The sequence below is a fragment of the Aeromicrobium sp. CnD17-E genome, from assembly GCF_024124745.1.
In the GTDB taxonomy this organism is placed as follows: domain Bacteria; phylum Actinomycetota; class Actinomycetes; order Propionibacteriales; family Nocardioidaceae; genus Aeromicrobium.
In genome coordinates this window covers 1-13,386 of sequence record NZ_JAMXRU010000019.1, presented here as the reverse complement: position 1 = coordinate 13,386, position 13,386 = coordinate 1, and the positions used below count along the sequence as shown (strand labels likewise).

Annotated in this window: 14 protein-coding genes; 6 read left to right on the top strand and 8 right to left on the bottom strand. The window is 72.1% G+C overall.

What is annotated here, in order from left to right; all coding sequences use genetic code 11:
* Window positions 1-103: 103 nt before the first annotated feature.
* Window positions 104-535 (bottom strand): hypothetical protein, encoded by a 432-nt coding sequence (locus NH339_RS06210; RefSeq protein WP_253023568.1) that lies wholly within the window; start codon window positions 533-535, stop codon window positions 104-106.
* Window positions 536-666: 131 nt separating this feature from the next.
* On the opposite strand from NH339_RS06210, the gene NH339_RS06205 reads away from it, so the two are divergent.
* The 4 genes from NH339_RS06205 (at window position 667) to NH339_RS06190 (ending at window position 4,375) form a co-directional block, all read left to right on the top strand.
* Window positions 667-2,232: a Re/Si-specific NAD(P)(+) transhydrogenase subunit alpha gene (locus NH339_RS06205; RefSeq protein WP_253023567.1), complete on the top strand. Its 1,566-nt coding sequence runs from the start codon at window positions 667-669 to the stop codon at window positions 2,230-2,232.
* Window positions 2,229-3,626, top strand: a complete 1,398-nt coding sequence (gene pntB / locus NH339_RS06200) for a Re/Si-specific NAD(P)(+) transhydrogenase subunit beta (RefSeq protein WP_256475062.1) — start codon at window positions 2,229-2,231, stop codon at window positions 3,624-3,626. The genes NH339_RS06205 and pntB overlap by 4 nt, the downstream gene beginning before the upstream one ends.
* Before the next feature lie 114 nt (window positions 3,627-3,740).
* Complete coding sequence (locus NH339_RS06195) at window positions 3,741-4,058, top strand: helix-turn-helix transcriptional regulator (RefSeq protein WP_253023564.1); 318 nt, start codon at window positions 3,741-3,743, stop codon at window positions 4,056-4,058.
* Window positions 4,055-4,375 (top strand): hypothetical protein, encoded by a 321-nt coding sequence (locus NH339_RS06190; protein ID WP_253023561.1) that lies wholly within the window; start codon window positions 4,055-4,057, stop codon window positions 4,373-4,375. Before NH339_RS06195 ends, NH339_RS06190 begins: the two co-directional genes overlap by 4 nt.
* A gap of 7 nt (window positions 4,376-4,382) precedes the next feature.
* Here NH339_RS06190 and NH339_RS18815 read toward each other — a convergent pair whose 3' ends face one another.
* From NH339_RS18815 to NH339_RS06155, 7 genes are all read right to left on the bottom strand, one after another.
* Window positions 4,383-5,414 carry a GTP-binding protein gene (locus NH339_RS18815; protein ID WP_253023559.1) on the bottom strand — a complete coding sequence of 344 codons (1,032 nt, stop codon included), beginning with the start codon at window positions 5,412-5,414 and terminating at the stop codon, window positions 4,383-4,385.
* Window positions 5,411-6,205 carry a class I SAM-dependent methyltransferase gene (locus NH339_RS06180; protein WP_253023557.1) on the bottom strand — a complete coding sequence of 265 codons (795 nt, stop codon included), beginning with the start codon at window positions 6,203-6,205 and terminating at the stop codon, window positions 5,411-5,413. Before NH339_RS06180 ends, NH339_RS18815 begins: the two co-directional genes overlap by 4 nt.
* Before the next feature lie 29 nt (window positions 6,206-6,234).
* On the bottom strand, window positions 6,235-7,701 hold the full coding sequence (locus NH339_RS06175; RefSeq protein WP_253023555.1) for an MFS transporter: 1,467 nt from the start codon (window positions 7,699-7,701) through the stop codon (window positions 6,235-6,237).
* 78 nt (window positions 7,702-7,779) lie between these two features.
* A complete protein-coding gene (locus NH339_RS06170; protein ID WP_253023552.1) occupies window positions 7,780-8,439 on the bottom strand; it encodes a hypothetical protein in 660 nt (219 codons plus the stop codon).
* Between the two features lie 62 nt (window positions 8,440-8,501).
* Window positions 8,502-9,104 carry a hypothetical protein gene (locus tag NH339_RS06165; RefSeq protein ID WP_253023550.1) on the bottom strand — a complete coding sequence of 201 codons (603 nt, stop codon included), beginning with the start codon at window positions 9,102-9,104 and terminating at the stop codon, window positions 8,502-8,504.
* A 1-nt stretch (window position 9,105) separates the two neighbouring features.
* Window positions 9,106-9,747, bottom strand: coding sequence for a uracil phosphoribosyltransferase (gene upp / locus NH339_RS06160; protein WP_253023548.1), 642 nt, complete (start codon window positions 9,745-9,747; stop codon window positions 9,106-9,108).
* A 115-nt stretch (window positions 9,748-9,862) separates the two neighbouring features.
* Window positions 9,863-11,104, bottom strand: coding sequence for a D-arabinono-1,4-lactone oxidase (locus tag NH339_RS06155; protein ID WP_253023546.1), 1,242 nt, complete (start codon window positions 11,102-11,104; stop codon window positions 9,863-9,865).
* 204 nt (window positions 11,105-11,308) lie between these two features.
* On the opposite strand from NH339_RS06155, the gene NH339_RS06150 reads away from it, so the two are divergent.
* Window positions 11,309-12,301: an ABC transporter substrate-binding protein gene (locus NH339_RS06150; RefSeq protein ID WP_253023544.1), complete on the top strand. Its 993-nt coding sequence runs from the start codon at window positions 11,309-11,311 to the stop codon at window positions 12,299-12,301.
* Window positions 12,302-12,389: 88 nt separating this feature from the next.
* Window positions 12,390-13,386, top strand: a 997-nt coding sequence (locus NH339_RS06145) for a sugar ABC transporter ATP-binding protein (RefSeq protein ID WP_253023542.1), incomplete at its 3' end; no start/stop codon positions are given.

The window sequence follows — 13,386 nt, the reverse complement described above, 5'->3', positions numbered from 1 at the left end:
GATTCCCATCAAGGAATGGGAATCCCTCGCTCACCTGCGGTTGCATCCGCAGGTGAGCGAGGGAAACCATGGTGGGCTGCTGGTTCCCGTGAACTGATGGGAATCAGGCGGCGGTGCGGGCGCGTCGGTGGGCAAGGACGTCTTTGGCGACCAAGGTCCAGAGCAGGAGCCCCAGGGCGAGCGTGACCGCGCCGCGCAGGTTCTGGTCCGGGTTCGTGGACCAGAACAGCGGCCCGGAGGAGAGGAACACCAGCAGGCTGCCCATCACGACGTACCCGCCGCGTGCCACCGGACACGGAAGGCGCGCGATGCGCCACGTCGTCCGGGCAAGGATGAACGAGAGGAGCCCGACGACGGGGAGCATCACCGCGGCGTCGCGCCACGCGAGATGCGGCACGTCTCGCCAGAAGGTGGGGTCGACCACGGCCGGCACGAGGAGGATCGACTGCAGGCAGAACCACAGGAACACCCGGCTCTGCTCGGGCGTGAGCTCGGGGTGCGGCGTCCGGCTGGCCCGGTCCTGCAGGTCGGTCATGGTCTCCCTCGTGTCGGGCTCAGCCTCCCACGCCGCCGCCCAACTGGCCGCAAGTTTCAGATACCGCCAGTACCTGAGACACGGGTCTCATCCAGTGGTCGGTTCCCGAGGCCTCCGCTAGTGTCCGCGGAATGAGGATCGGAGTGGTCGCCGAGTCGCGTGCCGGGGAGACCCGGGTCGCCGCGACTCCCGCGACGGTCGCACGTCTGCTGAAGCTCGGGTACGACGTGAGCGTCGAGTCCGGGGCCGGGGCGAAGGCCGCGTTCGCCGACGAGGCGTTCGCGGAGGCCGGTGCCTCCGTCGTCACGGGGGAGGAGGCCTGGACGGCTGACGTCGTCCTCAAGGTCAACCCGCCGACGACGGCCGAGATCGACCGGCTCAACGACCACGCGACGCTGGTCAGCCTGATCGCGCCGGCCACCAGCCCCGAGCTGCTCGAGGCGCTGTCGGCCCGCCCGCTGACCGTCCTCGCGATGGACGCCGTGCCGCGCATCTCGCGGGCGCAGTCGATGGACGTCCTGTCGTCGATGGCCAACATCGCGGGCTACCGCGCGGTCGTCGAGGCGGCCCACGAGTTCGGCCGGTTCTTCACCGGGCAGGTCACGGCCGCCGGCAAGGTGCCGCCGGCCAAGGTGCTCGTCGCCGGTGCCGGCGTCGCCGGGCTCGCGGCGATCGGCGCCGCGTCCAGCCTCGGCGCCATCGTGCGCGCCACCGACCCGCGTCCCGAGGTCGCCGACCAGGTGAAGTCGATCGGCGGCGAGTACCTCGCGGTCGACGTCGAGGTCGAGAAGTCCACCGACGGGTACGCGAAGGCCACCAGCGAGGAGTACGACCGCCGTGCCGCGGAGATCTACTCCGAGCAGGCCGCCGACGTCGACATCGTGGTCACCACCGCACTCATCCCGGGACGTCAGGCCCCGCGCCTGCTCACCGAGGCCGACGTCGCCTCGATGAAGCCCGGCAGCGTCATCGTCGACATGGCGGCGGCGCAGGGCGGCAACGTCGCGGGCTCGGTGGCGGGCGAGAAGGTCGTCACCGCGAACGGCGTGACGATCCTCGGCTACACCGACCTCGCCGGTCGCCTGCCCACCCAGGCCTCGCAGCTGTACGGGCAGAACCTCGTCAACCTGCTGACGCTGCTCACGCCGGCCAAGGACGGCCAGCTCGTCCTCGACCACTCCGACGTGGTGCAGCGCGGCGTGACCGTGGTGCACGACGGTGACGTCCTCTGGCCGCCGCCGCCCGTGCAGGTCTCGGCGACACCCGCCCCGACGGCCGAGATGCCCGCCGTCCAGGAGAAGCCGGAGCCGCGTCCCGGCCTCACCCAGCGCGGCAAGTACCTCCTCATCGCCGCGGGCATCGCCGCGCTGTTCCTCGTCAACGCGTACGCGCCGCCGCCGCTGCCCGAGCACTTCTTCGTGCTCACGCTGTCGGTCGTCATCGGCTACTACGTGATCGGCAAGGTCCACCACGCCCTGCACACGCCGCTCATGAGCGTCACCAACGCCATCAGCGGCATCATCGTGGTCGGTGCGCTGCTGCAGATCGGCGTCGGCGACGGGGCCGACAACGCGTGGGCGATCCGCCTGCTCGCGTTCGTCGCGGTGCTCCTGGCCTCCATCAACATCTTCGGCGGCTTCGCCGTGACCCGCCGCATGCTCGGCATGTTCTCCAAAGACACCGTGGCGAAGGGCTGATCGCAGTGACCGCACAGAGCATCGCGACCGCGGCGTACATCGTCGCCGCCCTGCTGTTCATCCTCAGCCTCGCCGGGCTGAGCAAGCACGAGACGGCACGCTCCGGCGTCGCCTACGGCATCGCCGGCATGACCATCGCCCTGGTCGCGACGATCGTGCTGGCCGTCGAGGACGCCGAGACGGTCGGCGTCGTCCTGCTGGTCGGCGCGATCGCGATCGGCGCGGGCATCGGCATCTGGCGGGCCCGCGAGGTCGAGATGACCGGCATGCCGGAGCTGATCGCGCTCCTGCACTCCTTCGTCGGCTTGGCGGCCGTGCTCGTCGGCTGGAACGGCTACCTCGAGCACCCGGTGTACCCGTTGGAGTCGCTCGAGCGGATCCACTCGGCCGAGGTCTTCGTGGGCGTCTTCATCGGCGCGGTGACGTTCACCGGGTCGATCGTCGCGTACCTGAAGCTGAGCGCACGGATCAAGTCGTCCCCGCTCGTGCTGCCGGGCAAGAACTACCTCAACATCGGCGCGCTCGTGCTGTTCTTCGTGCTGACCGTCGTGTTCGTGGCGAGCCCGAACATCTGGCTGCTGATCCTCGTGACGGCGCTCGCCCTCGCCCTGGGCTGGCACCTCGTCGCCTCCATCGGCGGCGGCGACATGCCGGTCGTCGTGTCGATGCTCAACAGCTACTCGGGCTGGGCTGCGGCCGCGGCCGGCTTCCTGCTGAGCAACAACCTGCTGATCGTCACCGGAGCGCTCGTGGGCTCCTCGGGTGCGTACCTGAGCTACATCATGTGCCAGGCGATGAACCGCTCGTTCATCTCGGTGATCGCGGGCGGCTTCGGCATCGAGGCCCCGGCCGGCGAGGCGACGGACTACGGCGAGCACCGCGAGGTCGACGCCGAGGGTGTGGCCGAGCTGCTGAAGGACGCGTCGAGCGTCGTCATCACCCCGGGCTACGGGATGGCCGTGGCGCAGGCGCAGTACCCCGTGGCCGACCTGACCCGCAAGCTGCGCGAGCGCGGCGTCGACGTGCGGTTCGGCATCCACCCGGTCGCCGGCCGCCTGCCCGGGCACATGAACGTGCTCCTCGCCGAGGCGAAGGTCCCGTACGACATCGTCCTGGAGATGGACGAGGTCAACGACGACCTCGCGGACACCGACGTGGTGCTGGTCATCGGCGCCAACGACACCGTGAACCCGGCCGCCGCGGAGGACCCGACCAGCCCGATCGCCGGCATGCCGGTGCTGCGGGTGTGGGAGGCGTCGAACGTCGTGGTGTTCAAGCGCTCGATGGCCGCCGGGTACGCGGGGGTGCAGAACCCGCTGTTCTTCCGGGAGAACAGCCAGATGCTGTTCGGCGACGCGAAGGACCGCGTGGAGGACATCCTGCGCGCGCTGTGAGTCGGAGGTGCACGACGGCCGGTCGCCCCAAGGGGCGGCCGGCCGTCGTGCTCCGGGGGAGAAGGGACGACGGATGAGGTTGACATGCATGAATTGCTATATAAGGATGTGTGCATGAGTGAGCGGGGTGACGTCGGCCGGGGGGACATCGACGCCTACGCCGCCGTCGCTGCACTCTTCGACGCGATGTCGACGCCGCTGCGCGCCGCTCTCGTGCACCGCCTGTGCGCGGGGGAGCAGACCGTCGGCGACCTCGTCGAGTGGACCGGGCGGTCGCAGCCGCTCGTGTCGCAGCACCTGAGGATCCTGCGCACCGCACGTCTCGTCTCGGGCGAGCGCCGCGGACGCGAGGTCGTCTACTCCCTCACCGACGAGCACGTGGCCCACGTGCTCCTCGACGCCTTCCAGCACACCCAGGAGAACCACCCATGACCGTCATCGACCACCGCGAGGCCGAGAAGCACGACCACACGCACGGCCCGGGCTGCGGCCACGACGCCGTCGTCCACGAGGACCACGTCGACTACCTCCACGACGGCCACGTGCACCGCGAGCACGACGGCCACTACGACGAGTGCGCCACCTGTTCCTGTGCGCACTGCAGCGACAGCTGTGCGACCTGCACCTGCACCGACTGCACGTGCGCGACCTGCAACCACAACACGTGCTCCTGCGCCCACTGCTCGGACAGCTGCGCCAACTGCGTGTGCAGCGACTGCACCTGCAGCACCTGCAAGCACGCCGCCTGAGCCGGGCTCAGCCCTCGACTCGCGCCCACTCCGGGCGCAGGTCGTCGGGCACCCAGCGCATGAGCGCCGCGTGGTCGTCGGGCGCGACCTCCTCCTGGAGGTCGCGCCCGACGTGCGTCAGGGCGACCTCCGCCGCGCGCTCGTCGAGCGTCGGGCCGAGGGCCACGAGGCGGCTCGTCGGCGCGGGCCTCGGTGCCGGGGTCACGCGCGGCAGCCCGCCGACCCGGTGCACCGTCCACCAGCGTGCACCCCACGGCACGTCGAGCCGGACGACGCCCTTCAGCCGGTAGGCCGACGGCAGCCCGCCGTCGAGCAGCTCGGCGAGACGACGCGGGTGCACGAGCCCGTCGTGCTCCCAGGTGCTCGCGTGGACGTGCTGGTGGCCGCCGGGGAGGGGGAGGGCCTCCGCGAGGGACAGCTGACGGGGGCCGTCGTCCAGCGGCGCCGAGGCGTCGGCGAAGAGGTCGGGGTCGACGGCGCCGTGCGGGGCGTCGACGACGGGCACCCCGGTGCGCAGCATCGGCTCGAGCCGACGTCGCGCCTCGCCGACCGGGACGGAGCCGGGCAGGTCGGTCTTCGTGAGCGCGACGAGGTCGGCGCGGGCCAGCGCGGCGGGGTCGAGCACCGTGTCGTCGTCGGACCACGCGCGCGCGTCGAGCACGTGCAGCAGCCCGCCGACCTGCCCCGGGTGGCGCACCGCGCGGTGGAGGCGAGCGGCGAGCGTCGTCGGGTCGGCCACCCCGCTGGACTCGACCAGCACCAGGTCGAGCCCGGCCCGCGGCGACGTCAGCTGCTCCAGCGTCGAGTCGAGGGTGTCGTCGTCGACCCGGCAGCATACGCACCCGCCCGCCAGCGAGAGGGTGGCCGCCGAGCCGGCGTCGACGAGCAGCGCGTCGACGTCGACGGCGCCGAAGTCGTTTACGAGCACGCCGACCCGACGTCCGCCCCGGTGGGCGAGCAGGTGGTTCAGGATCGTCGTCTTGCCGCTCCCGAGGCTACCGGTGAGGGCGACGACGGGGACGGTGGCGGGCGGGGTCACGGTCGGACGACGGCGTGCGTCAGCAGGTAGTCGAGCTCGAGGTCGACCCGACCGGGTGAACCGTTGACCTCGACGAGATGGTCGGCGACGGCCGACCTCAGCTCCTCGACCCGGTCGCCGACCGCACGCGCGGCAGCCAGGTGACCGGGCGACGCGTCGAACAGGAAGCCGATGGCCGTGTCGACGTCGTCGAACTGCCAGGGCAGTCGGTGCGTCGTGACCTCGACGTCGGTGAACCAGGGGTCGAGCCATGCGCGCTGGACGTCGGCGTCGCCCCAGAGGAACGGCGCCAGGACCGGCGCCCCGGGCGGCAGGAAGGTGCCCATCACCGCGGTCATGTGCGCCAGGTAGCCGTCGTGCGGCCACGTCGTCAGCACGAGAGCGCCGCCGGGGCGGAGCACGCGGCGGCTCTCGGCCAAGGCGGCCGAGGGGTCGGGGGCGAAGATCATGCCGAACGACGACGCGACGAGGTCGAGGGACCCCGGCTCGCCGGGGAGCTCGTCGAGGGGTGCTACGTGCCAGCCGACCTCGAGGCCGGCGGCCGCGCACGTGTGCCGCCCCTCCTCGACCAGACGGGTGGAGATGTCGGCCGCGGCGGTGCGCCAGCCGCGCTCCGCGAGCGCCTGCGCCAGCGACCCGGTGCCCGCGGCGACGTCGAGGGCGTGACGTCCGTGGCCGTCGCCGACCCGGGCGGCGGCGGTGTGCGCCGCCGGTTCGAGCCGTGCGGCGAGGAGGGCGTAGTCGCCGGCGGACCAGAGTGCGTCGACGTGAGAGCGTGCCTCGGCGTCCATGGGTCGACTCTACCTGGGCATGATTCCCATCAGGCGTGTGGTGCGGAGGAGGGACCGCTGCGTCGCGAGGTGCGCCAGGCGAGCAGGGCCGCCGCGAGGGCGAGCGCCAGCACGACGAGCGCGACGAGCAGCGAGACCTGGATGCCGGCGTCGCCGTCGGACCGTCCCGCGACCACCTGGTAGGTCGTGGCCAGCAGGGCCGCGCCGAGCGAGGAGCCGATGCGCTGGCCCGTCTGCAGGGCCCCGCCGGCCGCGCCACCCATCCGCGGCGGCACCTCCTGCAAGGTCAGCGTGATGTTCGGCGACACGACGGCGCCGCCGCCGAGACCGGCCAGCAGCAGGAACGGGGAGAGCGCCCACCAGAGATCCTCGGTGGGGCGCCCGGGTGCCACCAGCGCGGCACCGAGGACGCCGACCATCATGACGCCGAGCGCGATGACGGTCAGTGGTCGACCGACCGTGCTGACCAGGCGTCCGGCGAGCGGGGAGGTGATCGCCGACCCGAGGGCGAACGGCGTGAGCAGCAGACCGGCGTGCAGCGCGCTGACGTCGCGCGCGTCCTGCAGCCACACCGACGCGACCAGGAACACTCCGGTGAAGCCCGTGAAGTAGACGGTGCCGACGAGCAGCCCGTTGCCGTACCCGGGGAGGCGGCGCAGCAGGTCGAGGTCGAGCAGGGGATCGTGCCCGAGCCGCTTCTCGCGGTGCTCCCAGCGCACGAACGCCCACGCGAACACCGGCACGCCGACGAGCAGTGCGAGCGGCCAGCGCGCCCCCGACTCGAGGCTGACGAGCGGGTAGAGCAGGCAGAGCACGGACACCCCAAGAAGCGCCGCGCCGAGGGTGTCGATGCGGCCGGGCGTGCTGTCGTCCTCGCGTCCGGGGACCATGCGGGCGACGGCGATCGCGGCGACCACGCCGATGGGCACGTTGACGAGGAACACCAGCCGCCAGCCGAGGTCCTCGCCGACGAGGCCGATGACGAGGCCGCCGAGGAGCGGCCCGGTGGCCGACGCGAGTGAGACGGTGAGGCCGAAGTAGCCGAACGCGCGGCCCCTTTCGGCGCCGGAGAACAGCTGCTGGATGAGGCCCGAGCTCTGGGGCGTGAGGAGCCCGGCTGACGCGCCCTGGAGCAGCCGCGCGACGACGACCAGCTCGGCGGTGGGAGCGAGCCCGACCGCGGCACTCGACGCGACGAACCCGGCCAGGCCGATCAGCATGAGGCGTCGGCGCCCGTAGGCGTCGCCGAGGCGTCCGCCGGCCACGAGGGTCAGGCCGAACGTGAGCGCGTAGCCGGAGACCACCCACTGCACGGTCGAGGCCGACGTGTCGAGCCCCTCCTGGATCGAGGGGATCGCGACGTTGACGATGGTGACGTCCAGGAGCGACATGAAGCCGACGACGAGGGTGACCGCGAGGATCCGCCAGCGCGCCGGGTTCGGCTCGTCCGAGGTGGTCGGTCGGTCCTCGTGGGTGTCGACCGGGTCCTCGCTCACCTGACCAGCGTGGCCGAGTCCAGGGTCGGCGCAAGCCGAACGGTGCGGCGTGGGATCAGGTCGCGGCACCGGCGTCGCTCACGGCTCGGCGCCGGTGAGGGCCCCGGCCAGGTAGCCGGCGACCAGGCTCGCTGACACGAGCACGACGACACCCACCGCGACCCGGGTCGAGCCCTGCGCGCGGAGCGCGTCGAGGAGGTGCTCGACGGCGGTGAAGCACTCCGGCATGCGCCGGCGTGCCCGCGCTGGGGTGAGTCGAGGTGCCGTCACCTGCGCTGCCAGCACGATCGTCTCGAACCGGGCGATCCACCGTGCGTCGCAGAGCCTGAACCCGGTCGTGCCGTCGGAGACAGCGAGGTGGATCAGCCCCAAGGACCGGCCGAGCGGCCACGGCACGTAGCGCGCGGCACGCAGCGAAGGCCCCCGACGCAGGCTGGCCCGGAGGCGGCGTCCGCGCCACCATTCGACCGACTCCGCCGTGACGACCACGCGTTCCCGGCGCACCAGGACCAGCTCGAGGACGTAGACGACCAGGATGAGCAGCACGCAGGCCAGGACGAGGGCGAGGACCGCCGGATGGTGCTCGCCGAAGAGCCCGGCGAGGAGGGCGAATGGCAGCAGAGGGAGGAACATCACCAGCAGGTCCCGCCACAGTCGCGCCACGCCGTCGGCCTCGCGCCAGCCCAGGGGCCGCAGCACGAGCGCCGTGGCGTCCGCGTCAGGACCCGGCTCGGTCATGGCGCACACCCTGGCACGTCCGCGGTCGTCGCCGCAGCCGATTGGCCGGACGTCCCTGCTGATCAGGCGGTGAGGAGCGCCACGACGACAGGGACGGCCACGATCGCGACCAACAGGCCGAGCACGGTGAGGCCCGCGACGAGGTTGGGGCGGCGCTCCCACAGCGGGAAGGCGTCCGGCACCAGCTGCTGCGCCTGGCGGTGGTCGACGGTGGGTGCCTCGACGCCGAGGGCGGTGAGGAGCTGCTCGTGCCGGACGAGCCACCGGTCGCTCGCCAGCCGCACGTTGTCGCGACCGTCGTGCAGCAGCAGCTTCGCCAGCCCGAACGGGTGGCCCGACGCCGACAGCCGGAACCGCAGGGCCCGGATCGGTGCGGTGCGGTCGAGGCGGTGGAGCAGCCGGTCGCCGCGGTACATCTCGAGCGTGCGCGCCGTGATCACCAGGCGCTCGCGCTGGTAGACGAGTCGCTCGTAGAGCAGGATCGGCGGCACCGTCACGACGACGGTCGGGACCGCGATCAGCAGCACGCCCAGCAGGCCCGTGCCGCGACCCGCCAGCAGCAGCAGTCCGACGGCCACGGCCAGCACCACACCGGACGCCGCGATGCGACGGCGACGCTCGGCCCACCCCCACGGCCCCGGACGGAGCTCCTGCGTGACGGCCACGTCAGTCGGCGACGCCGTACAGCCGGTCGCCGGCGTCGCCGAGACCGGGGACGATGTAGCCGTTCTCGTCGAGGCGCTCGTCGAGACCGGCGACGACGAGGGTGACGGGCACGCCGACCTCCGCCATCTCGCGCTCGATCCGCTCGATGCCCTCCGGGGCGGCGAGCAGGCACACGGCGGTGATGTGGTCGGCCCCGCGCTTCACCAGGAAGTGGATGGCGGCGGCGAGGCTGCCGCCGGTCGCGAGCATCGGGTCGAGCACGTAGCACTGGCGCCCGGACAGGTCGTCAGGCAGCCGCTCGGCGTAGGTGTCGGCCTCGAGCGTCTCCTCGTTGCGCACCATCCCGAGGAAGCCGACCTCGGCCGTCGGCAGCAGTCGCTGCATGCCCTCGAGCATGCCCAGGCCCGCGCGCAGGATCGGCACGACCAGCGGACGCGGGTCGGCGAGCCGGACGCCCTGTGCCTGCGCAACAGGCGTCGTCACCTGCACCGTCTCGACGCGGACGTCGCGCGTGGCCTCGTAGGCCAGCAGCGTCACCAGCTCGTCCGCGAGCCGACGGAACGTGGGGGAGTCGGTGGACGCGTCGCGCAGCACCGTGAGCTTGTGGGAGACGAGCGGGTGGTCGGCGACGTGGACGTGCATGACGCCGAGCCTAGTGCCAGCGCCGCCCGCTCCCCACGATTTGGAACCCCATCGCCCGTTCCGGGCGCGAGAACGGGCCACCACGTTCCGAATCGTGGGGACTTCTGTCGTCGGGCTAGGCCAGGACGCGGTCGTACCAGGGGCCGGCCAGCACGCCGTCGGGGTCGAGGCGTCGGCGCAGCGCCTCGAAGTCGGGCAGGCGCGGGTAGAGGCCGCGCACGTCGAGCGCGAAGTGCTTGCCCCAGTGCGGGCGCGGCGCGAACGGCTCGAGCGCGTGCTCGACCACGAGGGCCGCGGCCGAGGAGAGGGTGAGGTCGGCCGTCCAGGTGAAGTGGAAGGAGCAGGTGTCCTGCCCCGACTGCGGGCTCAGCCACAGCTCGTCCGCCGCGACGGCGCGGATCTCCGACGTCAGCAGGGCGGAGTCGAGCAGGTGCCCGACCTCCTGCAGGGCGCGCACGGCCGCGGGTCCGTGCTCGGCCGCCAGGTGGTACTCCGACTGCACCTCGTCGCCCGCGCTCGGCAGGAACCCGGGCCGGAAGTGCGGCAGCCGCTCCACCCACGGCCCGGGCACGCCCTGCTGGGCCGTGCAGTGCACCGGGTCGAGGCCGGGGATCGGGTGCAGCTCCTCCGTGGCGGGCTTGAGCCCGAGCGCCTCCCACCCCGGGGCGGGGTCGGGGTCACCGTCGCGCCACTTCACCCACACGTGGCTGGGTGCGTCGTCCCAGCGGGTGAAGACGCTGACGCTGCGGCCCAGCCGGTGCAGGTCGGCGAGCCGGTCGGCCAGGCTCGCGACGTCGGCGTCGGGGAGCACCACCTGGCGGTGGTCGACGGCGGGCACGACGTCGAGCTCGAGGGCGGTGACCACGCCGAGCACGCCGAGGTTGACGACGACGCCGGGGAAGTCGGGGTCGCCGCGGCGGACGCCCAGGACGTCGCCGGAGGCGAGCACGAGCTCGACGGCGCGCACCTGCGTGGCGAGGTTGCCGGTGCGCGTGCCCGACCCGTGCGTCGCGGTCGCGACCGCGCCCACGACGTTGAGGTGCGGCAGCGAGGCCAGGTTGGGCAGGGCCAGGCCGTGCGGCGCGAGCTCCTCGGCCAGTCGTGCGTGGGTCAGCCCGGCGCCGACCCGCACGGCGGCGCCGTCGTCGAGGACCTCGACTGTGTCGAAGGCGGTCAGCGCGACCGCCTCGGCGCCGTCGGCGACGTCGTTGAAGGTGTGCCCGGTGCCGACCGGGCGCAGTCGCGGCGTGGTGGTGACCAGGCGGCGCAGTGCGTCGAGGTCGTCGGGGCGGTGCTCGGCGGCGAAGTGGTACGGGACGGTGCCGGACCAGCTGGTGCGGCGCGGGGTGGTGGTCACGACACATCCTCGCACGGAGGTCGGCCATTGTGAGCGCTCACAATTTCTTTCCCGAAGTGCTTGACGCGTCCCGTTGTGAGCGTTAACAATCAGGCATCAGTGATGCAGGTCACGTGCCCGCGTCGCCAGTGTGTCCGGTTGTCCGCCCGCCACACGAGCCCCCCGCAGGTGCCGTCCCGGCGCCGAACCAGATGGAGGAAAGCAGTGTTCAAGAAGGTCATCACGGTCACGGCAGGCCTGGCCCTGCTCGGTGGCATGACGGCGTGCGGCAGCAGCTCGGACGGCGGCAACGGTGGATCCGGTGGCGACGGCCTGACCATGGGCTTCGCCCAGGTCGGTGCCGAGAGCGGCTGGCGCTCCGCCAACACGACGTCGATCCGCGACACGGCGAAGAAGGAGGGCGTCGACCTCAAGTTCTCCGACGCCCAGCAGAAGCAGGAGAACCAGATCAAGGCGATCCGCTCCTACATCCAGCAGAAGGTCGACGTCATCGCCTTCAGCCCGGTCGTCGAGACCGGCTGGGACGCGGTGCTGCAGGAGGCCAAGCGCGCCAAGATCCCGGTCATCCTGACCGACCGCGCCGTCGACTCCGACGACGACTCGCTCTACGTCACGTTCCTCGGCTCCGACTTCGTCGAGGAGGGCGAGAAGGCCGGCCAGTGGCTCGTCGACAACGCCCAGGACGCCGACGTCGACAAGGACGGCGACGTGAACGTCGTCGAGCTGCAGGGCACCACGGGTGCCGCGCCGGCCATCGACCGCAAGAAGGGCTTCGAGGACGTCACCTCCTCCGACGACGCGATCAAGATCATCGCCTCCCAGACGGGCGACTTCACGCGCGACGGCGGCAAGAAGGTCATGGAGGCGTTCCTGCAGTCCCACGACGACATCGACGTGGTCTACGCGCACAACGACGACATGGGTCTCGGTGCGATCGAGGCGATCGAGGCGGCCGGCAAGAAGCCCGGCACGGACATCAAGATCATCACGGTCGACGCCGTGAAGGACGGGATGACCGCGCTGAGCGAGGGCAAGATCAACTTCATCGTCGAGTGCAACCCGCTCCTCGGCCCCCAGCTCATGGAGCTGGCGAAGAAGGTCGTCGCCGGTGAGGACGTGCCGAAGCGGGTCGTCACCGAGGAGACGACCTTCACCCAGGACCAGGCGAAGCAGGTGCTGGCCGACCGCCAGTACTGAGCCTGCCCGTGACGGGGCGGGGTCGCTGCCACGACCTCGCCCCGTCCCACCCCCGACCGTCCGTCCGCTCGACCGTGAGGAGCACGTCATGAGCGCAGGAACCGCCGCCGCGAGGGCCGAGACCCCCGCCGCCCGACCCGCTCCGCCCGCCGACAGCGCGGTGGAGCCCGTGGTCGAGCTGACCGGCATCGAGATCGGCTTCCCCGGCGTCAAGGCGCTCGACGGCGTGAGCCTGCGACTCCTGCCGGGGGAGGTGCACGCGCTCATGGGCGAGAACGGCGCCGGCAAGTCGACGCTGATCAAGGCGCTGACCGGCGTGTACGCCATCGACGCCGGCTCCCTCAAGGTCGACGGTCAGGAGCACCGGTTCTCCGGCCCGGCCGAGAGCCAGGCCGCGGGGATCAGCACGGTCTACCAGGAGGTCAACCTCTGCACGAACCTCACGGTCGCGGAGAACATGCTCCTCGGACGTGAGCCGCGACGGCTCGGCCGCATCCACACCCGGGCCATGAACCGCCGGGCCGCGGAGGTGCTCGCGCGGCTCGGTCTCGACGTCGACCCGACCTCGACCCTCGGCAGCCACCCGATCGCCGTGCAGCAGCTCGTCGCCATCGCGCGGGCGGTCGACGTCGACGCCAAGGTGCTCGTGCTCGACGAGCCGACGTCGAGCCTGGACGCCGACGAGGTCCGCGTGCTCTTCGACGTCGTGCGCTCCCTGCGCGACCAGGGCGTCGCGGTGCTCTTCGTGTCGCACTTCCTCGACCAGGTCTTCGAGCTCTCCGACCGGATGACGGTGCTGCGCAACGGTCGGTTCGTCGCCGAGCACCGGACGGCGGAGATCACGCAGCTCGAGCTCGTGCAGGAGATGATCGGCCGCGAGCTGGAGGTGCTCGAGCGGCTCGACCGCCAGCCCGCCGACCCGGCCGCCCCCGCCGCCGAGCCCGTGCTGAAGGTCGTCGGCCTGGGTCGCTCCGGCGAGCTCGAGGCCACCGACCTCGCCCTGCACGAGGGCGAGGTCGTCGGCGTGGCCGGGCTGCTCGGCTCGGGTCGCACCGAGCTGGCGCGACTGCTGGTGGGCGCCGACG